A 25,585-nucleotide genomic window follows, 5' to 3' on the forward strand; every position below is an offset into this window, starting at 1 on the left:
AGGTCGCCCACCCGTGAGCAGCGCCAACCAGGACGCCACCAGGGCACGGATCGAGGCCGAGCTCGACGACCCCCTGCGTGCCCTGGGCCTCGACATCGAGGCCGTCGAGATCACCCCGGCCGGCAAGCGCCGGATCCTGCGGGTCGCCGTCGACAAGGACGGTGGGGTCACGCTGGACGAGGTGGCCGAGGCGACCCGGGAGGTCAACCGGGTGCTGGACGGGTCGGAGGTGATGGGCGAGCAGCCCTACACCCTCGAGGTGACCTCACGCGGCGTCGACCGCCCGCTGACCCTGCCGCGCCACTGGCGCCGCAACGCCGGGCGACTGGTCAAGGTCACGACCGGTGACGGCGCGACAGCGACCGGCCGGATCGTCGCGTCGGACGACGAGCGGGTCACCCTCGACGTCAGCGGCCAGCGGCGCGAGGTCGCCTACGCCGACGTGAAGAAGGCGCTCGTGCAGGTGGAGTTCAACCGACCCGGTGCCGCCGGAGACGTCTCGTCGGACGAGGAGGCCTGATGGACATCGACATGAGCATCCTGCGGATGCTGGAGCGGGAGAAGGAGATCTCCTTCGACGTGCTCGTCGAGGCGATCGAGCAGGCGCTGCTGACGGCGTACCACAAGACCCCGGGCGCCCAGGAGCACGCACGCGTCGAGCTGGACCGCAAGACCGGCCACGTGACGGTCCTCGCGTCGGAGGTCGACGAGGAGGGCAACACCGTCGGTGAGTACGACGACACGCCCGAGGGGTTCGGCCGGATCGCCGCGACCACGGCGAAGCAGATCATGCTGCAGCGGCTCCGCGACGCCGAGGACGACGTCCGCTTCGGTGAGTTCTCCGGCAAGGAGGGCGACATCGTCTCCGGGATCATCCAGCAGGGCCGCAACCCCGACGACGTGCTGGTCGACCTCGGCAAGCTCGAGGCGATGCTGCCGCCGGGGGAGCGGGTGCCGGGTGAGCGCTACGAGCACGGCACCCGGATCAAGTGCCTGGTCGTCTCGGTGCGCAAGGGTCTGCGCGGGCCGCAGGTCACGCTGTCGCGCTCGCACCCGAACCTGGTCAAGAAGCTCTTCGCGCTCGAGGTGCCCGAGATCGCCGACGGCACCGTCGAGATCGCCGGGCTCGCCCGCGAGGCGGGGCACCGCACCAAGCTCGCGGTGCGCTCGACGGCGCCCGGGGTCAACGCGAAGGGTGCGTGCATCGGCCCGATGGGCCAGCGGGTCCGGGCCGTGATGGCCGAGCTGCACGGCGAGAAGATCGACATCGTCGACTGGTCCGACGACCCCGCAGAGCTGGTCGGCAACGCGCTCTCGCCGGCCCGTGTCACCTCCGTGGAGGTCGTCGACGCGGCCGCGCGGTCGGCCCGGGTCGTCGTCCCGGACTTCCAGCTGTCGCTCGCGATCGGCAAGGAGGGCCAGAACGCCCGCCTCGCCGCGCGGCTCACCGGCTGGCGGATCGACATCCGGTCCGACGACGAGTAGCCGGGTGACGCCTGAGCCTCCCGGTTCGAAATCAGTGGCCCCTGCGGGGTAGGCTTGCGGACCAGTGGCGCGTGAACACATCCCTTCTGCCTGCCCGGACCGACCCGCTCCTGCGGGACCTGTCCGGACCTGCGTGGGATGCCGGACACGAGCCGCCAAGGCTGAGTTGTTGCGGGTGACCGTCGGCTCGGACACGCACGGCCACCCGGCCGTCGTGCCCGACCCGAAGGGCACCGGACCCGGCCGTGGAGCGCACCTGCACCCCACGACCGAGTGCTACGACCTCGCGGTGCGCCGGAAGGCGTTCGGCCGGGCCCTCCGGGTCACGACCGGGCTCTCCAGCGCACCGGTGGGCGACTACCTCGACGCAGCCGGAACCGACCGATCGTTGACCGACAGAGACTGGAGCAGCAGCTCATGAGCACTCGATGAGTACTTCGCGATGAGCGTGCACAACCACTAACGGTCGCAACGTCACCCCCAGCAACGGACTGGAACCGGGTCTTGCGGCCAGAAGGAGAAGCGTGGCTAAGACCCGAGTTCACGAGCTCGCCAAGGAGTTCGGAGTCGAGAGCAAGTTCGTTCTCGAGAAGTTCAAGGAGATGGGGGAGTTCGTCAAGTCGGCGAGCTCGACCGTCGAGCTCCCGGCGGAGATGCGGTTCCGCAAGGAGTACGGCGACAAGCTGAAGGCCGAGCAGGCCTCGGCCGCCCCGGCGGAGGCGCCTGCGGCGCCGGCGGCGAAGCCCGCCCCGGCCAAGAAGGCCGCCGCCGCGAAGCCGGCCCCGGCTCCCGAGGCGGCCCCCGAGGCTCCTGCCCCGGAGGCGCCCGCCGCCGAGGCCCCTGCGGCACCCGCCGCCCCCAAGCCCGGCCCGAAGCCGGCCCCCCGGGCCGAGGAGCCGCCGGCCGAGCCGGAGGCCCCGGCCGCTCCCGCGGCCTCGGCCGGCCCGACGCCGAAGGCGCCCGCGCCCCGGCCGGTCGGTCGTCCCGGCGCGCCGCGCCCGGGCAACAACCCGTTCGCGTCGAGCCAGGGCATGGGCCGCAGGCCCGCCCCGACCGACCGTCCCGCCCCCACCACAGGTGGCGGCGACAACCGGCCGCCGCGGCCCCCGGCCGCCGGCCAGGGCGGACGTCCGGGCATGCCGCGCCCCAACCCGGCGATGATGCCCAAGTCCCCGGCCGCGTTCGGTCAGGGTCCCGGCGGTCGTCCCGGCGGCCCGGGTCGTCCCGGTGCGCCCGGCCGTGGCGGTGCGCCCGGCCGTGGCGGTGCGCCGGGCCGTGGCGGCGCCGGTGCCGGCGCCGGTGCCCCGGGTCGTCCCGGCGGCTTCGGCCCGTCCGGTGGCGGTCGCCCCGGTGGTGGTCGTCCCGGCCAGCGTGGCCAGACCCAGGGTGCCTTCGGTCGCCCCGGCGGCCCGTCGCGTCGTGGTCGCAAGTCCAAGCGGGCGCGTCGCCAGGAGTTCGAGGCCATGGAGGCCCCGACGATCGGCGGCATCCGCGTCCGCAAGGGCAACGGCGAGACCGTCCGGCTCCCGCGCGGTGCGTCCCTGACCGACTTCGCCGAGCGGATCAACGTCGAGCCGGCCCAGCTGGTGCAGATGCTGTTCAGCCTCGGTGAGATGGTCACCGCAACCGAGTCCGTCAACGACGAGACCCTCGAGCTGCTCGGCGAGGAGCTCAACTACGTCGTCCAGGTCGTGTCGCCGGAGGACGAGGACCGCGAGCTGCTCGAGTCCTTCGACATCGAGTTCGGCGACGACGAGGACGACAGCGAGCACTACGAGCCGCGTCCGCCGGTCGTCACCGTCATGGGTCACGTCGACCACGGCAAGACCAAGCTCCTCGACGCGCTGCGCAACGCCAACGTCGTCGCGGGCGAGGCCGGTGGCATCACCCAGCACATCGGTGCCTACCAGGTGCACACCGACGTCGACGGCGAGGACCGCCGCATCACCTTCATCGACACCCCGGGTCACGAGGCGTTCACCGCCATGCGTGCCCGTGGCTCGCAGTCCTCGGACATCGCGGTCCTCGTGGTCGCGGCCGACGACGGCGTGATGCCGCAGACCGTCGAGGCGCTCAACCACGCCAAGGCGGCCGGTGTGCCGATCGTGGTCGCGGTCAACAAGATCGACAAGCCGGAGGCGGACCCGACCAAGGTCCGTGGCCAGCTGACCGAGTACGGCCTGGTGCCCGAGGAGTACGGCGGCGACACCATGTTCGTCGACGTCTCGGCCAAGTCCGAGCTGAACCTCGACAAGCTGCTCGAGGCGATCGTGCTGACCGCCGACGCGTCGCTGGACCTGCACGCCAACCCCGACCGCGAGGCGCAGGGCCTGGTCATCGAGGCGCACCTGGACCGCGGCCGCGGCCCGGTCGCGACCATCCTGGTCCAGCGCGGCACCCTGCACGTCGGTGACTCGATCGTCGCCGGTCCGGCCCACGGCCGCGTCCGCGCGATGCTCGACGAGTTCGGCAACGAGCTCGACGTGGCCGGTCCGTCGCGGCCGGCGATGGTGCTCGGCCTGTCCGCCGTCCCCGGCGCGGGCCAGAACTTCATCGTGGTCGAGGACGATCGGATGGCGCGCCAGATCGCCGAGAAGCGGGAGGCCCGCGAGCGGGCCGCCATGCAGGCGAAGCGGCGCGTGCGTCGTACGCTCGAGGACTTCATGGCCTCCATGGAGAAGGGCGAGAGCCAGGAGCTCAACCTCATCCTCAAGGGCGACGTGTCCGGCTCGGTCGAGGCGCTCGAGGACGCGCTGGCGAAGATCGACGTCGGCGACGAGGTCACCCTGCGGGTCATCGACCGCGGTGTCGGTGCGATCACCGAGACCAACGTCGACCTGGCGGCGGCCTCGGACGCGATCATCATCGGCTTCAACGTCCGCCCGCAGGGCAAGGCGACCGAGCTGGCCGACCGCGAGGGCGTGGAGATCCGGTACTACACCGTGATCTACCAGGCCATCGAGGAGATCGAGGCCGCGCTCAAGGGCATGCTCAAGCCGGAGTTCGAGGAGTCGACCCTGGGCCAGGCGGAGATCCGGGCGATCTTCCGCTCGTCCAAGATCGGCAACATCGCCGGCTGCATGGTCACCAGCGGGGTCATCCGGCGCAACGCGAAGGTGCGGGTCATCCGCGACGGCTCCGTCGTCGCCGACAACCTCGACCTGGCGTCGCTCAAGCGCGAGAAGGACGACGCGTCCGAGGTCCGCGAGGGCTTCGAGTGCGGTCTGGTGCTGCGCAACTTCCAGGACATCAAGGAAGGCGACGTCATCGAGGCCTTCGAGATGAAGGAGATCCCGCGCAGCTGATTCCCGCACCCCGGGCGGCGCCTCGCTGCGTTGTCGGGCCTCGACGGCCCGCTTCGCTCGAAGGCCGCCTTCGGCCCTCCGCCTTGCGAGGCATCCGCCCGGGGCACGGGAACACCAACTGAGGTAGGAAGGAACCATGGCCAGTCCCCGTGTCCGGAAGATCGCCGACCGGATCCAGGTGATCGTCGCCGAGATGCTGGAGCGCCGGATCAAGGACCCGCGTCTCGGGTTCGTGACGATCACCGACGTCCGGGTCTCCGGTGACACCCAGATCGCGACGGTCTTCTACACCGTCCTCGGCGACGAGGAGGGCGCCCGCGAGGCGTCGGCCGCGGCGCTGGAGTCGGCCAAGGGCCTGATCCGCTCCGAGGTGGCCAAGCAGCTCGGGATGCGGCACGCGCCCACCCTGACCTTCATCCACGACGCGCTCCCGGAGAGCGCGCGGCACCTCGACGAGGTGCTCGCCCAGGCCAAGGCGCGCGACGAGGCCCTCGCGGCCGAGCGCGGCTCGGCGTACGCCGGCGAGCCCGACCCGTACAAGAAGCCGCGCGAGGACGAGGACGGCCTCGACCGCGACCCCGACGGCGACCCCGACGGCGACCTCGACGACGAGCCCGTCGAGACGCCACCTTCGTCGGCTCCTCAGGACACGTGACGGGGTCCGGCCTCGTCGTCGTCGACAAGTCCGGTGGGATGACCTCGCACGACGTCGTCGCCCGGGCCCGGCGGCTGCTCGGCACCCGCAAGGTCGGGCACGCCGGCACGCTGGACCCGATGGCGACCGGGGTGCTGGTGCTCGGCGTCAACCGGGCGACCCGGCTGCTCGGGCACCTGGTGCTGACCGAGAAGGCGTACGACGCGACGGTCCGCCTCGGGGTCACGACGACCACCGACGACGCCGAGGGCGAGGTCGTCGCCGAGGTGTCGACCGCCGCGCTCGACGAGGCCACGATCCGGGCCGCCGCCGCCGAGTTCGTCGGTGACCTGATGCAGGTGCCGACCGCGGTCTCGGCGATCAAGGTCCGCGGCAGGCGCGCCTACGAGCGGGTCCGCGCGGGCGAGGACGTCGAGCTCGCGGCCCGGCCGGTCACAGTGCACGAGCTCGTGGTCACCGAGGTCCGCGGCGACGAGCTCGACCTCTCGGTGCGCTGCTCCAGCGGCACCTACGTGCGGGCGATCGCCCGCGACCTCGGCGCGCGGCTCGGCGTCGGGGGGCACCTGACCGCGCTGCGCCGTACCGCCGTCGGGCCCTACGACCTCGCGGCCGCCCGCACCCTCGAGGAGCTCGAGGGCCTCCCGGCCGACGAGGTCCTGCTGCCGATCGGGGACGCCGTGCGCGCCGCGTTCCCCGTCGTCGAGCTGGACGAGGCCGCCGCCACCGACGTCCGCCACGGCCGCGCGCTCGACCTCCCGCTCGACGCCCTCACCGCGGTGTTCGCGCCCGACGGGGAGTTCCTCGCGCTCTACGAGCCCCGGGACGGCCGGGCCCGGGCGGTCGCCGTCTTCACCTGATGACTCCGCTCGGTAGTCTTCGCGACGTGCAGATCTGGCGATCCCTCGACGAGGTGCCGGCCGACCTCGGACCGACGGTCGTGGTCGTCGGCAACTTCGACGGGGTGCACCTCGGTCACCGCCACGTCGTCGCCCGGGCCCACGAGGTCGCTGCGGAGCGGTCGCTGCCGGTGGTCGCGGTCACCTTCGACCCGCACCCGATGGCGGTGCTGCGCCCCGAGCACGCCCCGATGACCCTCACGTCGCTGGAGGTGCGCGCCGAGCTGCTCGCCGACGCCGGTGCGGACGCCGTCCTGGCGCTGCCGTTCGACCGCGAGGTCGCGGCCTGGTCGCCGGACACGTTCGTCGAGCGGGTCCTCGTCGACGGGCTGCACGCGGCGGTGGTGGTCGTGGGCGCGAACTTCCGCTTCGGCAACAAGGCGGCCGGCGACGTGGCGACGCTGCAGGCCGCGGGGGAGCGGCTAGGGTTCACGGCCGAGGGCATCCCGCTCGACGGCGGCCCGCAGGTGTGGTCCTCCACCTACGTCCGGATGAGCCTGGCCGCCGGCGACGTGGCGGGCGCCGCCGAGGCGCTCGGCCGCCCCTACTCGGTCCGCGGCACCGTCGTGCGCGGCGACCAGCGCGGCCGCGAGCTGGGCTATCCGACGGCCAACGTGCCCACCGACGCGCTCACCGCCGCGCCGCCGGACGGGGTGTACGCCGGCCGGCTGCGGCGGCTCGACACGGGCGAGACCTTCCCGGCCGCGATCAGCGTGGGGACCAACCCGACCTTCGACGGCGTCCGCGACCGCCGGGTCGAGAGCTACGTCCTGGACCGCACCGACCTCGAGCTGTACGGCGTCGCGGTCGAGGTCTTCTTCGTCGAGCGGCTGCGCGGCATGGTCGCCTTCGACTCCGTCGAGTCCCTCGTCGAGCAGATGAAGCACGACGTCGACCGCGCGCGCGAGCTGCTCACGTGAGCAGCCCGCAGGTCGAGGCCGCGGAGGCGTGGTTCCTGCGCCACGGGCTCCCGTACTTCGTGCCGTCCGAGCGGGCCGCCGTACGCGCGGCCCTCCGCCCCGGCCGGACCCTGCCGCTGCTGGTCGGCGTGCTGCTGGTCGCGGTCGCGGCCGGCATCGGGCTGGCCTGGTTCGCCGACGAGATCTCGGCCGGCCCGGCGGTGCTGCTGGCGGTCGTGCTCGTCGCGGCGCTCTGGTACGCGCTCACGGCCCTGCGCTTCCGGCCGATCCTGACCTGGGGCCTGAGCCGCACCTTCGGGTCGCTGCGGCGGCTGCTGCCCGACATCTCCCGCGCCCTGCCGCTGCTGCTGCTCGCGATCACGTTCCTGTTCATCAACACCGAGATGTGGCAGGTGGGGTCGAACCTCACGGTCGGCACCCTCTGGCTCGTGGTGCTCCTGTTCTCGGCGCTCGGTGCCGGCTTCCTGCTGGTCCGGCTGCCCGAGGAGGTCGACCGCGCCGACGACGACGTCGACGCCGCGCTGCTGCTCCGCGCCTGCGCCGGGACCCCGCTCGAGGGGGCAGCCCGCGCGCTGGTCGACGACCCCGACGCGGACCCGGCGGCGCACGCCGAGGTCACCGGCTTCGACCGCTGGAACCTGATCCTGGTCCTGATGGTGATCCAGTTCGTCCAGGTGGTGCTGCTGGCGGCCGGGGTGTTCGCGTTCCTCGTGCTGTTCGGGGCGATCATCATGAGCGACCCGGTGCTGGAGGCGTGGCAGACCGACCCGGCCTTCAACACCTCGCGCGGCCTGGTGCAGGTGTCGGTGTTCCTCGCGGCCTTCTCCGGCCTGTACCTGACGGTGTCGTCGGTGACCGACGAGACCTACCGCCACCAGTTCTTCGGCGGCGTCACCCGTGAGCTCGAGCGGGCCATCGGGATGCGGGCCGTCTACCTCGCCCTGCGCTCCCGCTGACGCGGTCCACGGGGTGGCTCCCCGGGGCCGCCTCGGGTTCACCATGGGACCACGGTGGACCGGCACTTCCCACGGCGTGCAGACCGTGGGAGGTGCAGGTCCGACGACAGACCATGGTGAACCTGCGACTACGCGTCCAGGTCCTTCTCGACCAGCGCCACGATCGCGTCGAGCGCGGCCTGGTCGTCGCTGCTGACCTCGACCTGGTCGCCGGGGCCGGCGCCGAGGGTCATGATCAGCAGCGAGCTGCTGGCGTCGACCGGCTCGTCACCGGGGACACCGATGAGCACCTCGGCGTCGAGCTCGCCGGCGGCCTCGGCGATCAGCTGGGCGGGGCGGGCGTGGAGGCCGACGGACGAGCCGACGGCGACGGTCTTGCTGGGCATGCATCTCTCCCTGGGGTTGGTGGATCGGTCAGACGGAGACGAGCTCGGGGGCGGCGGTGTCCGCCGTCTCCGGGGTGTCCTTGCGGTGGAAGGACTTGAGCGCGATGACGGCGGAGGCGCCCACGACGACCCCGGCGACCAGCGCGATGAGGTAGCCGACGATGTTGCTCACGGCGAAGAGGACGAAGATGCCGCCGTGCGGCGCGCGCACCCCGACGTCCAGCGCCATCGACAGCCCGCCGGTGACGGCGCTGCCGAGCATGATCGCCGGGATGACCCGCAGCGGGTCGGCGGCGGCGAACGGGATCGCGCCCTCGGTGATGAAGCTGGCACCGAGCGCCCAGGCGGCCTTGCCGTTCTCGCGCTCGGCCTGGTTGAACAGCTTGGGCCGGAGCACGGTGGCCAGCGCCAGGGCCAGCGGCGGCACCATGCCGGCCAGCATGACCGCGGCCATGATCTTCAGCTGCGGCGAGTCGGTCGCCACGGCGGCACCGCCCACACCGGCGGCCGCGAAGCTGTAGGCCACCTTGTTGAGCGGACCGCCCATGTCGAAGGCCATCATCAGGCCGAGGATCACGCCGAGGATGATGGCGCTGCTGCCGCTGAGCGAGTTCAGCCCGGCGTTGAGCTGGTCCATCAGCCACCCGATCGGCTTGCCGAACACGACGATCATCAGCAGCCCGGCGGTGATCGAGGTGAACAGCGGGATGATCAGCACCGGCATCAGGCCGCGCATCCAGGTCGGGACCTTCCAGCTCCCGACCCAGTGGGCGATCACGCCGGCCAGGACGCCGCCGATGATGGCGCCGAGGAAGCCGGTGGCCGGCAGCGACACCGCCGGGTCGGCGGAGTTCTGGACGCCGAACAGGTTCGCGGCCAGGCCACCCATCACGAAGCCGGGGGCGATGCCCGGGCGGTCGGCGATCGCGTAGGCGATGTAGCCGGCCAGAGCCGGGATGAAGAGCATGAACGCGGTCTTGCCGATGATGAAGAACAGCGCGCCAATGTAGGCGCACAGGTTGGCCAGCCCGCTGCTGACGTTGTGGAACAGCGCGTGGTCCAGGCCGAGGGCCTGGGCGTCGGGGAGGTCGAACAGGCTGTTGTCGACCGCGATGTCGCCGTACGGGCCGACGATCTCGTAGCCGCCGAGCAGGAACGACAGGGCGATGAGCAGGCCGCCGGCGGCGACGAACGGAATCATGTACGACACGCCGGTCATCAGGACGCGGCGGGTCCGCCCGCCCCACGACTCGCCGCTGCCGCCGGTGGTCGCGGCGGCCGCGTCACCGCCGCCGGAGCCACCCTCGACCCGCGGGGCGTTCGGGTCGTCGGCGCGGGCCAGGGCCTCGGTGATCATCGCGTCGGCCTCGTCGAAGGGGCGCTTGACCCCCGACGACACGAGCGGCTTGCCGGCGAACCGGTGCCGGTCGCGTACGCCGACGTCGACCGCGAAGATCACCGCGTCTGCCGCGGCGATGGTCTCGGGGGCGAGCGGCTTCGCGCCGGCCGAGCCCTGGGTCTCGACCTGGAGGTCGACACCGGCCCGAGCGGCCGCGGCCTCGAGGGCCTCGGCCGCCATGTAGGTGTGGGCGATGCCGGTCGGGCACGCCGTGACGGCCACCAGGTGCCGCTGGCCGGCCGGTGCAGCGGGCGCGGGAGCAGCGGCCGACGCAGGCGCCGCAGCGTCCGCCGGGGCGGCGTGCTTGGGGGCCGGCGGAGCGCCCACGACGTCGGTCACCAGGGCGGCGACCTCCTCCGGGGAGCTCGCCGAGCGCAGGGCGTCGGTGAAGGCCGGCTTCACCAGCGCACGGGCGAGCTTGGTGAGCAGCTGCAGGTGGGTGTTGTCGCCGCCGGCCGGGGCCGAGATGAGGAAGACGAGGTCGGCGGCACCGTCCTTGGCGCCGAAGTCGACGGCGGGGGAGAGGCGTGCGAAGGCGAGCACCGGCTCGGCGACCCCCGCGGTGCGGCAGTGCGGGATCGCGATGCCGCCGGGCAGGCCGGTCGCGGACGTCGCCTCGCGGGCGAACGCGTCCTCGACCAGTTGGTCGACGTCGGTGGCCCGGCCGGCGTCGCCGACGATCCGCGCCAGCGCGCGGATCACGTCGTGCTTGTCGGTCCCGAGCTCGGCGTCGAGACGCACGAGGTCGGTGGTGATGAGGTCGGACATGTCGTCACCCTCCCTGGGTGATGTCGAGCGCGTGGACGGAGACGAGCTCCGGACGCACCTGGTGTGGTTGCGGGATCGTCGTCCCAGGAAGACCGGCGGCAGCACTGCCGTAGGCCACAGCGAGGGCGAGCCGCTCGGGCGCCGGACGCCCCTGGATCTCGCCGAGGAGGTACCCGAACAGGCTGGAGTCACCGGCACCGACGGTGCTGACGACCGTGACCGGCAGCGGCTCGGCCCACCAGGCGCCGCTCGCGGTCACGAGGACCGCGCCGCGGGCGCCGAGGGTGGCGAGCACCGTCTCGACCCCGGACTCGACCAGCGTGCGGGCGGCCTTCGCCGCGGCCGCCGGGTCGGACTCGAGCCGGTCGGGGTCGTCGCCGGTGAACGACGCCAGCTCCTCGCCGTTGGGCTTCATCAGCTGCGGTGCGGCCTCGGGGAGGCGGGACACCAGGGAGCGCAGCGGCTCGTCGCTGGTGTCGACCGCGACCCGGGCGCCGCTGGCGCGCAGCATGACGACGAGGTCGGCGTACCACTCCGGCGGTGTGCCGGGCGGGAGGGAGCCCGCGAGGACCACCCAGTCGGCCGCGGCCGCGCGGCGCCGCAGCGCCTCGCCGAGCTCACGGCGTACGTCGGCGGTGAGCTCGGGCCCGGGGCTGTTGAGCTTCGTGGTGGTGCCGTCGGGCTCGGTGATTGTGATGTTCACGCGCAGGGCGCCGTCGTGGTGGACCGGGCGGCAGTCGATGCCGGCGGCGAGCAGCTCGAGCACGAACGGGTCGTCCTTGGCGGCCGGCAGCACCGCGACCGCGGGCACCGCCGCCGAGACGCAGGCGCGGGCGATGTTGACGCCCTTGCCACCGGCCTGGGAGGTCACGGAGTCGGCGCGGATCACCGCGCCGCGCTCGAGCGGGCCGCCGAGGACGACGGTGCGGTCGTGGCTGGGGTTGGCCGTCAGCGTGAGGATCACGCGACCACGACCTCGGTGCCGGCGTCCTCGAACGCGGCGCGGTCCGTGGCGTCGATGCCGCTGTCGGTCAGGAGCACGTCGACCTCGTCGAGGCCGGCGAAGCGGATCGCGGTCTCGGACCCGACCTTGCTGGAGTCGGCGAGGCAGACGACCAGGCGGGCGGCCGTGACCATGGCCCGCTTGGCGGCGGCCTCGTCGTGGTCGGGGGTGGAGAGGCCGTGGCCGAGGGTGATGCCGTTGGTGCCGAGGAACGCGACGTCGACCCGGAGCGGAGCGAGGGCGGCGACGGTGTCGGCGCCGACGGCCGCCTGGGTGGTGGTGCGGACCCGGCCGGGGAGCAGGTAGAGCTCGATCTGCGGCTGCACGGCGAGCCGGGCGGCGATCGGCACCGCGTGGGTGATCACGGTCAGCCGGTGGTCGCGCGGCAGCATGCCGGCGAACCGGGCGGTGGTCGTGCCCGCGTCGAGGAGGACGGTGCCGCCGGCCGGCGGGAGCTGGTCGATCGCAGCCTTCGCGATCAGCTCCTTCTGGGCCGTGTTCGCCTGGTCGCGCTCGCCGAGGCCGGCCTCGATCACCGCCAGCGAGCTGGCCGGGACGGCGCCGCCGTGCACGCGCCGGAGCAGCCCCATGCGCTCGAGCGCAGAGAGGTCGCGGCGGACCGTCTCCGTCGTCACGTCGAACTGCGCGGCGATCGCCGCGACGGAGAGCCGGCCGTGCTCCGTGACGAGCTCGACCATGGCCTGCTGGCGCTCTTCGGCGTACATTGCGAGGGACTCCTTCGATCTGTGTATATGTTGTTTTACGCCCGTATGTGTTGACCTGTCAAGGGTCCTGGGCGTTTACTTGTGAGCATGGTCACCGAGAACCCCGTCGCCAGCGACACCCTGTTCCGCGGCACCCCGGTCGTCCCCGGCGTCGCCTACGCACCCGCGCTCCTCGTGCGGACGGAGGTGTCGCCGGAGGCGGTCGCCCGCTTCGACGCCGGTCAGTACGCCGACCACGACGCCGCCCTCGCGGCGTACGACGCCGCTGCGGACGCCGTCGCCGAGGGCTTCGCCCGCAAGGCGGCGAGCGTGTCGGGCGACGCCGCGCAGGTGCTGACCGCCAGTGCGGGCCTGGCCCGCGACAAGGGGCTCCGCGGTGCGGTGCGCAAGCAGCTGCGCGCCGGTGAGGACCTGCTGGCCGCGGTGCACGGCGGCGTCGACCAGTTCGTCGCGATCTTCACGGGGATGGGCGGGCTGATGGCCGAGCGGGTCACCGACCTGCTCGACATCGAGCGCCGGGTCCTCGCCCGGCTCGTGGGGGAGCCGGAGCCCGGCGTCGGGACGCCGGAGGCGCCCTGCGTGCTCGTGGCCGAGGACCTCGCGCCCGCCGACACCGCCGGCCTCGACCCGGCGCTGGTGCTCGCGCTCGTCACCGAGCGGGGCGGGCCGACCAGCCACACCGCGATCATCGCCCGCCAGCTCTCGATCCCGTGTGTGGTCGGCACCGCGGGCGCGACGGCGCTGACCGCCGGCACGATGCTGCTCGTCGACGGCGTCGCCGGCACCGTCGAGACCGACGCCGTGCCGGAGGAGGCCGAGGCACGGGTCGCGGCCGACGTCGAGCAGCGGGCCGCGCTCGCCGCCTGGACCGGGCCGGGCCGCACCGCGGACGGAGTGCCCGTCAAGATCCTCGCGAACGTGGCCGACGGCCCCTCCGCACGCACGTCCGGCGAGGCACCCGTGCAGGGCGTGGGGCTGTTCCGCACCGAGCTGTCCTTCCTCAACCGCAAGGACGAGCCCTCGGTGGAGGAGCAGGCCGGCATCTACGGGGAGGTCCTGCGCCCGTTCGGCGACGACCGGTACGTCGTGGTGCGGACCCTCGACGCCGGCTCGGACAAGCCGGTGGCGTTCGCGACGCTCGAGGGCGAGGAGAACCCGGCGCTCGGCGTCCGCGGACTGCGCCTCTCCTTCGGCAACCCCGGCCTCCTCGACCGCCAGCTCGACGCCATCGCGCTCGCCGCGCGCGAGACGGGCACCGAGACCTGGGTGATGGCGCCGATGGTCGCGACCGTCGCCGAGGCGGCCGACTTCGCCGACCGGGTGCACGCGCGCGACCTCAAGGCCGGCGTGATGGTCGAGGTGCCGAGCGCGGCGCTGCTCGCCCACCGGATGCTCGAGGTCGTCGACTTCATGTCGATCGGCACCAACGACCTGACCCAGTACACGATGGCGGCCGACCGGATGGCCACCGACCTCGCGCACCTCACCGACCCCTGGCAGCCGGCCGTGCTGCAGCTGATCGCGATCACCGCCGAGGCCGGCCGGCAGGCGCACAAGCCGGTCGGCGTCTGCGGCGAGGCCGCCGCCGACCCGCTGCTGGCGTGCGTGCTGGTGGGGATGGGGGTCACCTCGCTGTCGATGGCGGCCGCCGCCGTGCGCCCCGTCGGTGCCCAGCTGGCCCGCGCCACCTTCGACCGGTGCGAGGACGCCGCGGAGGCGGCGCTCTCGGCGTCGGACCCGGTGGCTGGGCGCGACGCGGTGCGGGCCCTGCTCGGCTGACCTCAGGGCTCGGGCGCGACCGGCGGTGGCGGCTCCCGGTCGGCCAGCAGCCGGGCGACCATCTCCGCTCGGCTGGAGACACCCAGCTTGGCGAAGATCCGGCGCAGGTGGGTCGACACCGTCCACACGCTGATGCCGAGCGAGGTCGCGATCGCCTGGTTGGTGCCGCCGCGGGCGACCATCAGCGCGACCTGTCGCTCCCGTGGCGTGAGTGACGAGCGGACGGCCTGCTCCTGCAGGACCAGCTGGCAGCGCACCGCGCCGACCGTGACGTCCAGGAGCACGCCGTCACGCTCCTCGGCGTCGTACTCGCCCCGCCGCACCCGCTCGCTCACCTCGCGCAGCAGCGCGACGAGGGCACGACCGACGTGGTCGTCGTGGGGATGGGTCATCCGGGCTCCCGAGCTCGCCGTATGCCCGCGGCCACCGTCCCCACGGCCCGGCAGGTCCGGTGAATCTAGCACCGCGGAACCGCGGACCCTGGGACCGACGCGGTGGTCCCGAGGGCGGCAGCCCGGTCCGGGAGGACCACGTGCGCGTCGGTCCGGTGGGCACCGGGCGCCCGGGGTCAGAGGTGCAGCCAGGCGAGCACCGCGCGGACGCGGCGGTGGTCGTCACCGTCGAGCGGCAGGTCGAGCTTGGTGAAGATGCTGTTGATGTGCTTGGCGACCGCCTTCTCGCTGACCGAGAGCCGGGCGGCGATCGCGGCGTTCGAGCGGCCCTCCGCCATCAGGGCGAGCACCTCGCCCTCGCGCTGCGTGAGCCGGTCGATCGGCTGGTCCTGCGTCCGGGCGAGGACGGTCGCGACGACCTCCGGGTCCAGCACGGTGCCGCCGGCGGCGACGCGGCGGACGCCGTCGACGAACTCGGCCACGTCGGCGACCCGGTCCTTGAGCAGGTAGCCGACGGCGCCCTCGCCGCTGGCGAGCAGCTCACGCGCGTAGAGCCGCTCGACGTACTGCGAGAGCACCATGACCGGGAACCCGGGCCGCTCGGCGCGGACGGCGATCGCTGCTCGCAGTCCCTCGTCGGTCTGGGTCGGCGGCAGGCGTACGTCGAGGACCGCCGCCTCGGCGTCGGGGTCGAGCAGCGCCGGACCGAGCTCGGGGGCGTTGTCGACGGCGTGCAGGATCGTGAAGCCGTTGCCCTCGAGGAGCTGGATCAGGCCGGCTCGGAGGAGGGCGTGGTCCTCGGCGAGGACGAGTCGGAGCCCGGGTTCTGTCCGAGGCTGCACGGGACCTCCAAGGTGACCAGGGTCGGGCCGCCGGCCGGGCTCGACACCGACATCGTGCCGTCGAAGGCGGCCAGCCGCCGCATCACCCCCAGCATGCCGGTGCCCGCGGACGGGTCGGCCCCGCCACGCCCGTCGTCGCCGACCACGGCGCGCAGGACGCCGTCGCCCCGATCGCCCCCGCCGGCCTCGTGGGTGAGCGTGATCCAGGCGTGCGCAGCGCCGGAGTGCTTGCCGATGTTCGCCAGGCACTCGGCCACGCCGAAGTAGACCGCCGACTCGACCGGCGCCGGCGGACGGCCGGCGAGGCGGACGTCCAGGCTCACGGGCACCGCCATGTCCAGGGCGATCGCCTCGACCGCGCCGGCCAGGCCGCGGTCGGCGAGCACCGGTGGGTGGATGCCGCGGACCACCGAGCGCAGGTCGCCGATCGCGGCGGTCGTCGCGGCCCGGGCGTCGCTGACCAGCTGCCGGGCCCGTTCGGGGTCCTCGTCGAACGCCGCGTCGGCCATGCCCAGGTTCATCGACAGCGCGACCAGCCGGGCCTGGGCGCCGTCGTGCAGGTCCCGCTCGAGCCGGCGCAGCTCGGCGGCGGAGTGGTCGACGACCTCGGCGCGGCTCTCGGTCAGCGCCTGCACCCGCTGCTCCAGCTTCTCGGCGCGGCTGTAGGCGAGGAAGAACCGGTCGAAGTAGGCACGTGCCGTCATCAGCGGTGGCGTCAGGAACCACCACAGCGGAGCGGTGACGACGGCGAGGAGCAGGACCAGGACCAGGACGGACACCACGATGCCGACGACCGGCGCCACGAAGACCCAGCCCAGGTCGCGCCAGGTCATCGGGTCGGCGAGGACCACGCGTGCCTTGACGACGAACCCACCCGGCGGCAGCGGACGGTAGGGGACCGGCACCGGCTGGCCGAGGGTCCGGGCCGCCATCGTCCGGTGCAGGTTCGCGATCCAGCGGGTCGCCGGCAGCGCACCGGCGAGGATGCCGAGCCCGACCCAGACCACGACGAGCGCACCGCCCACGATCCACACCACGGCCAGCACGATGAGCACGAAGGCGAGGAACAGCTGGGCGACGGCGTACCCGGTCAGGCGCAAGCGGTCCACGCCCCCATCCTCCCCGCCCGGGGCGCCGCGCGCAGTGGTGCTGGCACCACCCCGGCGCGGGACCAGGCACTCCTGACGGCGGCCCCGGGTGCTCCGAGGCTGGAGACGCACCTCCAGAACACACCTCGACCCGGGAGAGAGACGGCCATGGGCAACCCGCTGACAGCAGTACCGATGAGAGCGGCGCGGTGGAGCGCCGAGCACCCCTGGCGCGCGATCCTCGCGTGGATCGCGCTCGTGGTGGCGGCCGTGGGCCTGGCCGTGGCGGTCCCGACGCACGAGACCACCGACGCCGACTACCGGGTCGGCGAGTCCGGCCGCGCGGACGCGATGGTGGCCGACGCCGGCCTGACCCAGCCCGACACCGAGAACGTCCTGGTCGAGGGCCCCGGCGCCCGGCGGGTCGCCACCGACCTGGCCGACCGGCTGCAGGACGTGGGCGGCGTCGCGGACGTGACGGCGCCGCAGGCGAGCGCGGACGGCACGGCGCTGCTGGTGTCCGTCGCGCTCGCGCCCGGTGTCGAGGACGCCGGTGCGGTCCAGGCCGTCACCGAGCAGGTCGCGGCCGAGCACCCGGGCCTGAGCGTCCGGGAGGCCGGCGACCTCAGCATCGACGCCGCCATCAACGACCAGGTCGCGGACGACCTCGGCTCGGCGGAGACGATCAGCCTGCCGGTCACCCTGCTCCTGATGCTGCTGGCCTTCGGCGCGCTGATCGCGGCCGGCATCCCGGTGCTGCTGGCCGCCTCGAGCGTCGCCGTGACGCTCGGCCTGATGGCACCCCTGTCGCACCTGGTCCCGGCGGACCTGACGGTGTCGAGCATGATCGTGCTCATCGGCATGGCGGTCGGCGTCGACTACTCGCTGTTCTACCTCAAGCGCGAGCGCGAGGAGCGGGCCAAGGGCCGCACGACCCTCGAGGCGGTCGAGATCGCCGCCCAGACCTCGGGGCACTCGATCCTGGTCTCCGGAGGTGCCGTCATCGCCTCGATGGCCGGCCTCTTCGTCGTCGGCAACGCGACGTTCGACTCGCTCGCCGTCGGGTCGATCCTGGTGGTGGCGGTCGCCGTCCTCGGCTCGATCACGGTGCTGCCGGCGCTCCTGGTCAAGCTCGGTCGCTGGGCGGACCGCCCCCGGGTGCCGCTGCTCTGGCGGGTCAACCGGCGGCTGGAGCGGCGCCTGGGCCGCGGCGGCGCCAGCCGGCGCCTGCTCGCGCCGGTGGTCCGGCACCCCCGCGCGGCGCTGCTGCTGTCCGGCGTCGTCGTGGTGGGCCTGGCTGTCCCCGCTCTCGGCATGAGGACCCACTCCGCGACCCTCGACACCCTGCCGACCTCGATCCCCGAGGTCCAGACGGTCAAGGCGATCAGTGCCGAGTTCCCGGCCGACGAGGGTGCGAACGCCACCGTGGTCGTGCGGGCCGACCCCGCCGACCGGACCGAGGTGGCGGGTGCCCTGGAGCAGCTCACCCGCGCGGCCGTCGCGACCGGCACCTTCGTGGCCTCGGGGCAGGGGGTCCAGACCTCCGCGGACGGGTCCACGTCGCTCGTCGTCCTGGGGATGCCGTACGACGAGACCGACGACCGGGTGCCGGCAGCGGTCCACCAGCTCCGGGACGAGCTGGTCCCCGCCGCCGTCGCCGGGCTCCCGGACGGGAGCCAGCACGCCGTCGGGGGCGGCGCGGCCGAGGAGGTCGACTTCCTCCAGCAGCAGCAGGGCCGGCTGGCCCTCGTCATCGCCTTCGTGCTGCTGCTGACCATGCTGATCATGGTCGTGACGTTCCGCTCGGTGCCGCTCGCGATCATCTCGACCCTGCTCAACCTGGCGTCGGTCGGGGCCGCGTTCGGGGTGCTGACCCTGGTCTTCCAGCGCGGCTGGGGGAGCGGTCAGCTCGACTTCACCAGCCCCGGCTTCGTGATCGACTGGCTGCCGCTGTTCGTCCTGGTGGTCCTGGTCGGGCTGTCGATGGACTACCACGTCTTCGTGCTGAGCCGGGTCCGCGAGCACGTCGGGCGCGGTCTGCCCACCCGGCTCGCCGTCGAGCAGGGCATCGCCGACACCGCGGGTGTCGTCGCCAGCGCGGCCGCGGTGATGGTGTCGGTGTTCGCGATCTTCGCGACCCTGTCGATGATCGAGATGAAGATGATGGGGGTCGGCCTCTCGGCGGCGATCCTGCTCGACGCCACCCTGGTGCGCCTGGTGATGCTCCCCGCGATCCTGGTGCTGCTCGGCGACCGGGTCTGGTGGCCGGTGCGTCCGGCGCGACCGCGGGGCGAGGTCGTCGCCGAGCCGGAGCCGGCGTACTCAGGCGTTAACTGAAGTAAGTCGAGCGTGTTACGGTCCAAGCATGGACGCGATCTCTCGGGCGACCGGTCGCCGCACGCTCCTCAAGTCCGCCGCGGTCCTCGGTGGGGCCCTCGCGACCGGCGCGCTCGCGCCGCTCGGGAGGGCCCTCGCCGGCGCCCCGGCGATCCTCAAGCCGCTGCCGCCCGCGTGGTTCGTCGACTACGGCACCAACGCGGAGATGCGTTGGGACTCCGTCGACCCGCGCGACTACCTCACCAGCCCGGCGCGGCTCTTCGTGCGCGACCACACCTCGACGCCGACCATCGATGCGTCGACCTACGCCCTGCGGGTGTACGGCGACGGGCTGCGCCGCCCGCGCACGGCCGACGGGGCGCTGACCCTGAGCCTGCGCGACCTGCGTCGGCTGCCGCGCACGACGCTGGTCGCCACCCACGAGTGCACCGGCAACGGCCGTAGCCTCTTCGGCACCCAGCAGGGCATCCCGGCGGCCGGCACGCAGTGGACGCTCGGCGCCGTGGGCACCGTCGCCTGGGAGGGGGTGCGGCTGCGCGACGTGCTCCGTGCCGTCGGGCTCGACCCGGCCGCGGTCTCGGTGCAGGCCACCGGTCTGGATCCGCACTACGTCAGCGGCGGGGTCGACCACGGCCCGGTCCGCCGCCCGTTCCCGATCGCGAAGGCGCTCGACGACGCGCTGCTGGCCTGGGGCATGAACGGCGAGCCGCTGCTGCCCGACCACGGCTACCCGCTCCGCCTGGTGCTGCCGGGGTGGGTCGGCATCGGGAGCATCAAGTGGCTGGGCTCGCTCGAGGTCTCCACCACCGAGCTCACCTCGCCCTGGAACACCACCTGGTACCGCATCGGCGACGAGCCGCTGAGCGTGAACCCGGTGCGCTCGGCGTGGGAGCTGCCCTGGAACGCGCAGCTGCCGCGCGACCGCCGGATCGCGTTGACCGGCCGGTCCTGGAGCGGTGCCGCGCCGGTGCGGACGGTCGAGGTGAGCGCCGACGGTGGCAGCACCTGGCAGCGCGCGCGCACCCGCCGGACCTGGCAGCGTGGCTGGACGCCGTGGTCGTGGACCTGGGACCGACCGGTGGCCGGTGAGCACGTGCTGATGGCCCGCGCGACCGACGCGGCGGGGCGCACCCAGCCGCTCACCACGCCGTTCAACCCCAACGGCTACTTCTTCGACGCGGTCGTGCGGCACCCGGTCACGGTCGCCTGAGGAGCCCACCGCGGGTTTCACGGTGGCCCGCCCTGGAGACCCTCCTCCTGAGCGACCCCGACGGGGTCGACGTGAAGGGGAGAGAGATTCTCATGGGATACGGACTCGGTGTCTTCCTGCTGGCCATCGGCCTCATTCTGGCGCTGGCCGTCACCGACAGCATCAGTGGCGTCGACCTGACCATGGTCGGCTGGATCCTCGCGGCGGCCGGCCTGCTGTGCATCGTGCTCGTCGCCGCCACCACCGCGAGCCGGCGCCGCGCGACCACGGTCACCACCCACGCCGACGGCACCCGGACGGTCAGCGAGCGCAACGACGCCCCGCCGGCGTACTGAGCTGCCGCCCGGCCGCCGCCCGGCCGCCGCCCGGGAAGAGTCAGCGGTCCTGGACGATCCGCGGCCGCGCCTCCGGCCGCAGCCAGGTGAGCAGCCAGCGCATCTGCCGCGGGCGGCCGACCTCGGTGCAGCCGGCGGTCGGCGCCCACGGCTCCCCGGGCTTCGAGGTGTGGTAGAAGATCCCGCTCCCCTTGCCCGGGACCGGCCGGGGCCCGACGCCCGGTCGGAGCCGGACGTGGTTGTAGTCGACGACCCAGCCCGAGCGCATCGACGGCCGGTCGCCGCTGGTCAGGCCCGGCACCTCGATCCAGGTGTTGTACGTGCGTCCGGGCGAGCTGGAGACCACCGACGTCGGCAGCCGACGCCGCCACGGCATCGCGCCGGGGTTCTCGCGGCCCGTGGTGAAGGTGATCTTGATCCGGTAGACGCCGACGGGCGAGCGGTTGTCGCCCTCGCGTCGCTTCCCCCACCCGCGCACGCCGATCGTCGAGCGGACCTCGCGCACCCGGGTCCAGCGGCCCGCCGCGTCCCGCTCCCAGGCCTGGGTGACCGTGCACCAGACCCGGCGGCAGTAGCGGTGGCTGGAGACGGTCCGCACGACCTGGGTGGTGCGGGCCGGGAGCAGCGCGGCCCACGCGGGTGTCCGGGCCGCGGGTGTCCGGGCCGCCGGGCGGGAGGCCGATGCCGGGGACGGCACCGAGGACGACGCCGTTGAGGATGCCGAGGACGGAGGGACGAGGGCCAGGAGCACGGCACCGAGCGCCGCCGCCAGGGCGAGGGGTCCGAGCCGTCGTGCCACGTTCCCGATCATCACATGCGGATTCGGCCCGCGGAGCGCCCGCGCGGTAGAGTTCCACGGTTGCCTCCAGGAGGCAGCACGCCGTCAGAACGGCCGCGGAACCAGAGTGCCCGGGTGGACAGGCCCCGGCGCGCCGCGCAACGAGAGAACCGAGAAGGAGCCCGCATGTCCGTCGGAACCGACGCGGAGACCAAGAAGAAGATCATCGCCGAGTACGCCACCGTCGAGGGCGACACCGGTTCGCCCGAGGTCCAGGTCGCGCTGCTGAGCCACCGGATCAGCCACCTGACCGAGCACCTCAAGCAGCACAAGCACGACCACCACAGCCGTCGCGGCCTGCTGCTTCTCGTGGGCCAGCGCCGCCGCCTGCTGAACTACCTGCAGAAGACCGACATCGCGCGCTACCGCTCGATCGTCGAGCGCCTCGGCCTCCGCCGTTGACCTGCAGCGAAGGGCCCGCCACCGGTGGGCCCTTCGCGCTTCATCGCCGAGCCTTCGGGCGATAGATTCCACGAAGCACCACATCTGAACAACACCAGGAGCGACCCGCACGTTCTGGCCCGGTCCTCGGTAGTGGCTCTCAGGATCTCGGAGACGACATCCTGCGGGCCTCGATCGAAGACCGGCCTCGCCTGACGCGGGACGCCGCGGATCGCTCCGCGAGCAGAACAAGGACAAACCCTTGACTGAACCCGTCATCCACGCCGTCGAGACCGTTCTCGACAACGGCAAGTTCGGACAGCGCACCGTGAAGTTCGAGAGCGGGCTCCTCGCCCGCCAGGCCGCCGGTGCGGTCACCGCCTACCTCGACGACGACACCATGCTGCTGTCGGCCACCACGGCCGGCAAGCACCCGAAGGACCACTTCGACTTCTTCCCCCTGACGATCGACGTCGAGGAGCGGATGTACGCCGCGGGCAAGATCCCCGGCTCGTTCTTCCGGTCCGAGGGCCGGCCCGGCGAGGACGCGATCCTCACCTGCCGCCTCATCGACCGGCCGCTGCGCCCGACCTTCAAGAAGGGCCTGCGCAACGAGGTCCAGGTCGTCATCACCGTCATGGCGCTCAACCCCGACGCGCCGTACGACGTCCTCGCGATCAATGCGGCGTCGATGTCCACCCAGCTCTCCGGCCTGCCGTTCTCCGGCCCGGTCGGCGCCGTCCGGGTCGCGCTCATCGGCAGCCAGTGGGTCGCGTTCCCCTCGCACAGCCAGCTCGAGGACGCCGTCTTCGACATGGTCGTCGCGGGTCGGGTCACCGAGACCGGTGACGTCGCCATCATGATGGTCGAGGCCGAGGCCACCGAGCAGACCTACACGCTGGTCGAGTCCGGTGCTCAGGCGCCGACCGAGGAGGTCGTGGCCGGTGGCCTCGACGCCGCCAAGCCGTTCATCAAGCAGCTGGTCGAGGCGCAGGTCGAGCTGGCCAACGTCGCCGCGAAGCCGGTGCAGGAGTTCCCCGTCTTCCTCGACTACGAGGACGACGTGTACGAGGCCGTCGAGGCCAAGTCGAAGGACGACCTCGTCGCCGCGATGAAGATCGCGGACAAGGAGGAGCGCAACGACCGCACCGACGAGCTCAAGGCCGCCCTGCTCGAGGAGCTCGGTCCGCAGTTCGAGGGTCGCGAGAAGGAGATCGGCGCGGCCTTCCGCTCGGTCAACAAGCAGGTCGTGCGCGAGAGCATCCTGCGCGACAAGGTCCGCATCGACGGCCGCGGCCTGGCCGACATCCGCCCGCTGCACGCCGAGGTCGGCGTGGTCCCGCGGGTGCACGGCTCGGCGCTGTTCGAGCGCGGCGAGACCCAGATCCTGGGTGTCACCACGCTGGACATGCTCAAGATGGAGCAGCAGCTCGACACGCTCTCCCCGGAGAAGCACCGCCGCTACATGCACAAGTACGTCTTCCCGCCGTTCTCCACCGGTGAGACCGGCCGGGTCGGCTCGCCGAAGCGCCGCGAGGTCGGCCACGGTGCGCTCGCGCGCCGTGCGTTGCTGCCGGTGCTGCCCTCCCGCGAGGAGTTCCCGTACGCCATCCGCCAGCTCTCCGAGGCGATGGGCTCCAACGGCTCGACGTCGATGGGCTCGGTCTGCGCCTCGACCCTGGCGCTGCTCCAGGCCGGTGTGCCGCTGAAGGCACCGGTCGCGGGCATCGCGATGGGCCTGGTGTCCGGTGAGATCGACGGCGCGACGCAGTACGTCGCGCTGACCGACATCCTCGGCGCCGAGGACGCGTTCGGCGACATGGACTTCAAGGTCGCCGGCACCCGCCAGTTCGTCACCGCGCTCCAGCTCGACACCAAGCTCGACGGCATCCCCGCCGAGGTGCTCGGCCAGGCGCTGCAGCAGGCGCGCGACGCGCGGATGACGATCCTCGACGTGATGGCCGAGGCCATCGACGAGCCCGAGGAGATGTCGATCTTCGCCCCGCGGATCCTCACGATCCACATCCCGGTGGACAAGATCGGCGAGGTCATCGGCCCCAAGGGCAAGGTCATCAACCAGATCCAGGACGACACCGGTGCGTCGATCTCGATCGAGGACGACGGCACGATCTACATCGGTGCCACCAACGGCGAGGCCGCCGAGGCGGCGCGGGCTGCGGTCAACGCGATCGCGAACCCGACGATGCCGGAGGTCGGCGAGCGCTACCTCGGCACGGTCGTCAAGACGACGAACTTCGGTGCCTTCGTCTCGCTGCTCCCGGGCAAGGACGGCCTGCTGCACATCAGCAAGCTGCGTGCCCTGGCCGGCGGGAAGCGCGTCGAGGCCGTCGAGGACGTCCTCGCGGTGGGCCAGAAGGTCCAGGTCCAGATCGCCGAGATCGACGACCGCGGCAAGCTGTCGCTGGTCCCGGTCGTCGACGAGGCCGAGGGTTCCGCCGAGGGCTCCGACGACAAGGACGCGGACGAGAACGCGTGACCACAGCTGCACCGGTGACCCGCCAGAAGCCCGCTTCTGGCGGGTCACCGTCTTCTCCGGGCACCCGGACCCTGTTCACCGAGCGGGACGCCGGGGGACAGGTGACCTCGCGGATCCGGCGCACCGTGCTCCCCTCGGGACTGCGGGTGATCAGCGAGCACCAGGCCGGCGTACGCTCCGCGGCGATCGGGGTGTGGGTCGGGGTGGGCTCGCGGGACGAGTCGCCGGCCCTGCACGGCTGCTCGCACTTCCTCGAGCACCTGCTCTTCAAGGGCACCGCCGAGCGCAGCGCCCTCGACATCTCGATCGCGCTCGACGCCGTCGGCGGTGAGTTCAACGCGTTCACCGCGAAGGAGTACACCTGCTTCCACGCGCGGGTCCTCGACGAGGACCTGCCGCTCGCCGTGGACGTGCTCGGCGACATGCTCACCGGCTCCACGCTGGAGCCCGACGACGTCGAGGCGGAGCGCGACGTGATCCTCGACGAGATCGCGATGCACGACGACGACCCCGACGACGTGGTGCACAACCTGTTCGCTGCCCAGGCCTGGGGCGACACGCCCCTCGGCCGTCCGATCGCCGGCACCGAGGAGTCCATCCAGGCGCTGACGCGAGCCCAGATCCACCGCTTCTACCGGCGGCACTACCGACCCGGGAACGTGGTGGTCGCGGCCGCCGGCAACGTCGACCACACCGCGCTGGTGCGCCTGGTCAAGCGGGCCTTCGCCCGCAACGACTGGCTGGCCGGCACCGACGAGCCGGTGCGGCCACGGCACGGCGCCCGCAAGCGGGTCACGCCCGGCATCGTCGCCGCCACCCGCCCCTTCGAGCAGGTCAACGTCGTGCTCGGCATGGAGGGCCTGGTCCGTGACGACGACCGGCGGTTCGCGCTGGGTGTCCTCAACACCGCCCTCGGCGGCGGCACGTCCTCGCGGCTCTTCCAGGAGGTGCGCGAGCGGCGCGGCCTGGCGTACTCGGTCTTCTCCTTCGCCTCCCACCACGCCGACTCGGGCCTGGTGGGCGTGTCCGTGGGCTGCCTGCCCTCGAAGCTGGACGACGTCCTAGCGGTCGTCCGCGACGAGCTCGCCAAGGTGGCCGCCTCCGGCATCACGGCGGAGGAGCTGGCCCGCGGCAAGGGCCAGCTGCGTGGTGGCCTCGTCCTGGGTCTCGAGGACTCTGCCTCCCGGATGTCGCGGATCGGCAAGGCCGAGCTCGTGCACGACGAGCTGCTCAGCATCGACGAGGTGATGGCCCGCATCGACGGGGTCAGCCTCGAGGACGTCCGTGCCGTCGCGGCCGAGGTGTTCTCGCGACCCGAGGTGCTCGCGGTGGTCGGTCCGGCCTGACCCGGCGACCGTTCACCCGCGACGGGTGAGCGTGGGGGAGCG

The 25,585-nt window shown here is 72.9% G+C and carries 23 protein-coding genes; 15 read left to right on the top strand and 8 right to left on the bottom strand.

Annotated features, from left to right (window positions below; genetic code table 11):
- Positions 1–13: 13 nt before the first annotated feature.
- The 8 genes from rimP to ACILRH_RS22220 all read left to right on the top strand — a co-directional run bounded on the left by rimP (position 14) and on the right by ACILRH_RS22220 (position 8,217).
- Positions 14–520 (top strand): ribosome maturation factor RimP, encoded by a 507-nt coding sequence (gene rimP, locus ACILRH_RS22185; protein WP_395696249.1) that lies wholly within the window; start codon positions 14–16, stop codon positions 518–520.
- Positions 520–1,485, top strand: coding sequence for a transcription termination factor NusA (nusA, locus tag ACILRH_RS22190; RefSeq protein WP_395696250.1), 966 nt, complete (start codon positions 520–522; stop codon positions 1,483–1,485). Before rimP ends, nusA begins: the two co-directional genes overlap by 1 nt.
- 133 nt (positions 1,486–1,618) lie before the next feature.
- A complete protein-coding gene (locus ACILRH_RS22195) occupies positions 1,619–1,906 on the top strand; it encodes a YlxR family protein (RefSeq protein ID WP_395696251.1) in 288 nt (95 codons plus the stop codon).
- 103 nt (positions 1,907–2,009) lie between these two features.
- The gene (gene infB / locus ACILRH_RS22200) at positions 2,010–4,790 is read left to right on the top strand and encodes a translation initiation factor IF-2 (RefSeq protein ID WP_395696252.1); all 2,781 of its coding nucleotides are present in this window, start codon (positions 2,010–2,012) and stop codon (positions 4,788–4,790) included.
- Positions 4,791–4,926: 136 nt separating this feature from the next.
- Positions 4,927–5,445 carry a 30S ribosome-binding factor RbfA gene (gene rbfA / locus ACILRH_RS22205; protein WP_395696253.1) on the top strand — a complete coding sequence of 173 codons (519 nt, stop codon included), beginning with the start codon at positions 4,927–4,929 and terminating at the stop codon, positions 5,443–5,445.
- On the top strand, positions 5,442–6,302 hold the full coding sequence (gene truB, locus ACILRH_RS22210; protein ID WP_395696254.1) for a tRNA pseudouridine(55) synthase TruB: 861 nt from the start codon (positions 5,442–5,444) through the stop codon (positions 6,300–6,302). Before rbfA ends, truB begins: the two co-directional genes overlap by 4 nt.
- Before the next feature lie 26 nt (positions 6,303–6,328).
- Positions 6,329–7,261: a bifunctional riboflavin kinase/FAD synthetase gene (locus ACILRH_RS22215; RefSeq protein WP_395696255.1), complete on the top strand. Its 933-nt coding sequence runs from the start codon at positions 6,329–6,331 to the stop codon at positions 7,259–7,261.
- Positions 7,258–8,217, top strand: a complete 960-nt coding sequence (locus ACILRH_RS22220) for a hypothetical protein (protein WP_395696256.1) — start codon at positions 7,258–7,260, stop codon at positions 8,215–8,217. The genes ACILRH_RS22215 and ACILRH_RS22220 overlap by 4 nt, the downstream gene beginning before the upstream one ends.
- Before the next feature lie 128 nt (positions 8,218–8,345).
- On the opposite strand, the gene ACILRH_RS22225 is transcribed toward ACILRH_RS22220, so the two are convergent.
- The 4 genes from ACILRH_RS22225 to ACILRH_RS22240 are packed head-to-tail and all read right to left on the bottom strand — an operon-like array spanning position 8,346 to position 12,498.
- Positions 8,346–8,603 (bottom strand): HPr family phosphocarrier protein, encoded by a 258-nt coding sequence (locus ACILRH_RS22225; protein ID WP_395696257.1) that lies wholly within the window; start codon positions 8,601–8,603, stop codon positions 8,346–8,348.
- Positions 8,604–8,631: 28 nt separating this feature from the next.
- Positions 8,632–10,770, bottom strand: a complete 2,139-nt coding sequence (locus ACILRH_RS22230; protein ID WP_395696258.1) for a fructose-specific PTS transporter subunit EIIC — start codon at positions 10,768–10,770, stop codon at positions 8,632–8,634.
- A 4-nt stretch (positions 10,771–10,774) separates the two neighbouring features.
- Positions 10,775–11,734: a 1-phosphofructokinase family hexose kinase gene (locus tag ACILRH_RS22235; protein WP_395696259.1), complete on the bottom strand. Its 960-nt coding sequence runs from the start codon at positions 11,732–11,734 to the stop codon at positions 10,775–10,777.
- On the bottom strand, positions 11,731–12,498 hold the full coding sequence (locus ACILRH_RS22240; protein ID WP_395696260.1) for a DeoR/GlpR family DNA-binding transcription regulator: 768 nt from the start codon (positions 12,496–12,498) through the stop codon (positions 11,731–11,733). Before ACILRH_RS22240 ends, ACILRH_RS22235 begins: the two co-directional genes overlap by 4 nt.
- An 87-nt stretch (positions 12,499–12,585) precedes the next feature.
- Between ACILRH_RS22240 and ptsP the strand changes: the two genes are divergently transcribed.
- The gene (gene ptsP, locus ACILRH_RS22245; RefSeq protein ID WP_395696261.1) at positions 12,586–14,277 is read left to right on the top strand and encodes a phosphoenolpyruvate--protein phosphotransferase; all 1,692 of its coding nucleotides are present in this window, start codon (positions 12,586–12,588) and stop codon (positions 14,275–14,277) included.
- 2 nt (positions 14,278–14,279) lie between these two features.
- On the opposite strand, the gene ACILRH_RS22250 is transcribed toward ptsP, so the two are convergent.
- From ACILRH_RS22250 to ACILRH_RS22260, 3 genes are all read right to left on the bottom strand, one after another.
- Positions 14,280–14,669, bottom strand: a complete 390-nt coding sequence (locus ACILRH_RS22250) for a LuxR C-terminal-related transcriptional regulator (protein ID WP_395696262.1) — start codon at positions 14,667–14,669, stop codon at positions 14,280–14,282.
- 176 nt (positions 14,670–14,845) lie between these two features.
- Positions 14,846–15,511 (bottom strand): LuxR C-terminal-related transcriptional regulator, encoded by a 666-nt coding sequence (locus ACILRH_RS22255; protein WP_395696263.1) that lies wholly within the window; start codon positions 15,509–15,511, stop codon positions 14,846–14,848.
- Positions 15,439–16,620, bottom strand: a complete 1,182-nt coding sequence (locus ACILRH_RS22260) for a sensor histidine kinase (RefSeq protein WP_395696264.1) — start codon at positions 16,618–16,620, stop codon at positions 15,439–15,441. The genes ACILRH_RS22255 and ACILRH_RS22260 overlap by 73 nt, the downstream gene beginning before the upstream one ends.
- A 174-nt stretch (positions 16,621–16,794) precedes the next feature.
- Here ACILRH_RS22260 and ACILRH_RS22265 point away from each other — a divergent pair, with 174 nt between their 5' ends.
- The 3 genes from ACILRH_RS22265 to ACILRH_RS22275 all read left to right on the top strand — a co-directional run bounded on the left by ACILRH_RS22265 (position 16,795) and on the right by ACILRH_RS22275 (position 20,481).
- Positions 16,795–18,936 carry an MMPL family transporter gene (locus tag ACILRH_RS22265; protein ID WP_395696265.1) on the top strand — a complete coding sequence of 714 codons (2,142 nt, stop codon included), beginning with the start codon at positions 16,795–16,797 and terminating at the stop codon, positions 18,934–18,936.
- A gap of 28 nt (positions 18,937–18,964) precedes the next feature.
- Entirely contained in the window at positions 18,965–20,146 is a 1,182-nt protein-coding gene (locus ACILRH_RS22270; protein WP_395696266.1) for a sulfite oxidase, read from the top strand.
- A 92-nt stretch (positions 20,147–20,238) separates the two neighbouring features.
- Complete coding sequence (locus ACILRH_RS22275) at positions 20,239–20,481, top strand: DUF6458 family protein (protein ID WP_395696267.1); 243 nt, start codon at positions 20,239–20,241, stop codon at positions 20,479–20,481.
- Positions 20,482–20,521: 40 nt separating this feature from the next.
- On the opposite strand, the gene ACILRH_RS22280 is transcribed toward ACILRH_RS22275, so the two are convergent.
- Positions 20,522–21,280 (bottom strand): L,D-transpeptidase family protein, encoded by a 759-nt coding sequence (locus ACILRH_RS22280; RefSeq protein WP_395696268.1) that lies wholly within the window; start codon positions 21,278–21,280, stop codon positions 20,522–20,524.
- Between the two features lie 165 nt (positions 21,281–21,445).
- Between ACILRH_RS22280 and rpsO the strand changes: the two genes are divergently transcribed.
- The 3 genes from rpsO (at position 21,446) to ACILRH_RS22295 (ending at position 25,543) form a co-directional block, all read left to right on the top strand.
- Positions 21,446–21,721: a 30S ribosomal protein S15 gene (gene rpsO / locus ACILRH_RS22285; protein WP_395696269.1), complete on the top strand. Its 276-nt coding sequence runs from the start codon at positions 21,446–21,448 to the stop codon at positions 21,719–21,721.
- 241 nt (positions 21,722–21,962) lie between these two features.
- Complete coding sequence (locus ACILRH_RS22290; protein ID WP_395696270.1) at positions 21,963–24,197, top strand: polyribonucleotide nucleotidyltransferase; 2,235 nt, start codon at positions 21,963–21,965, stop codon at positions 24,195–24,197.
- Complete coding sequence (locus tag ACILRH_RS22295; protein WP_395696271.1) at positions 24,194–25,543, top strand: M16 family metallopeptidase; 1,350 nt, start codon at positions 24,194–24,196, stop codon at positions 25,541–25,543. The genes ACILRH_RS22290 and ACILRH_RS22295 overlap by 4 nt, the downstream gene beginning before the upstream one ends.
- Positions 25,544–25,585 lie beyond the last annotated feature (42 nt).

Origin of the sequence: Nocardioides sp., assembly GCF_044226765.1 — a bacterium.
Taxonomy (GTDB): Bacteria; Actinomycetota; Actinomycetes; order Propionibacteriales; family Nocardioidaceae; genus Nocardioides.

Excerpts from the sequence above, each read along its gene's own strand:
- nusA (WP_395696250.1), top strand. The coding sequence starts at position 520 with ATGGACATCGACATGAGCATCCTGCGGATGCTGGAGCGGGAGAAGGAG.
- rbfA (WP_395696253.1), top strand. The coding sequence starts at position 4,927 with ATGGCCAGTCCCCGTGTCCGGAAGATCGCCGACCGGATCCAGGTGATC.
- ACILRH_RS22225 (WP_395696257.1), bottom strand. The coding sequence starts at position 8,603 with ATGCCCAGCAAGACCGTCGCCGTCGGCTCGTCCGTCGGCCTCCACGCC.
- ACILRH_RS22230 (WP_395696258.1), bottom strand. The coding sequence starts at position 10,770 with ATGTCCGACCTCATCACCACCGACCTCGTGCGTCTCGACGCCGAGCTC.
- ACILRH_RS22240 (WP_395696260.1), bottom strand. The coding sequence starts at position 12,498 with ATGTACGCCGAAGAGCGCCAGCAGGCCATGGTCGAGCTCGTCACGGAG.
- ptsP (WP_395696261.1), top strand. The coding sequence starts at position 12,586 with ATGGTCACCGAGAACCCCGTCGCCAGCGACACCCTGTTCCGCGGCACC.
- ACILRH_RS22250 (WP_395696262.1), bottom strand. The coding sequence starts at position 14,669 with ATGACCCATCCCCACGACGACCACGTCGGTCGTGCCCTCGTCGCGCTG.
- ACILRH_RS22265 (WP_395696265.1), top strand. The coding sequence starts at position 16,795 with ATGAGAGCGGCGCGGTGGAGCGCCGAGCACCCCTGGCGCGCGATCCTC.
- ACILRH_RS22270 (WP_395696266.1), top strand. The coding sequence starts at position 18,965 with ATGGACGCGATCTCTCGGGCGACCGGTCGCCGCACGCTCCTCAAGTCC.
- ACILRH_RS22275 (WP_395696267.1), top strand. The coding sequence starts at position 20,239 with ATGGGATACGGACTCGGTGTCTTCCTGCTGGCCATCGGCCTCATTCTG.
- rpsO (WP_395696269.1), top strand. The coding sequence starts at position 21,446 with ATGTCCGTCGGAACCGACGCGGAGACCAAGAAGAAGATCATCGCCGAG.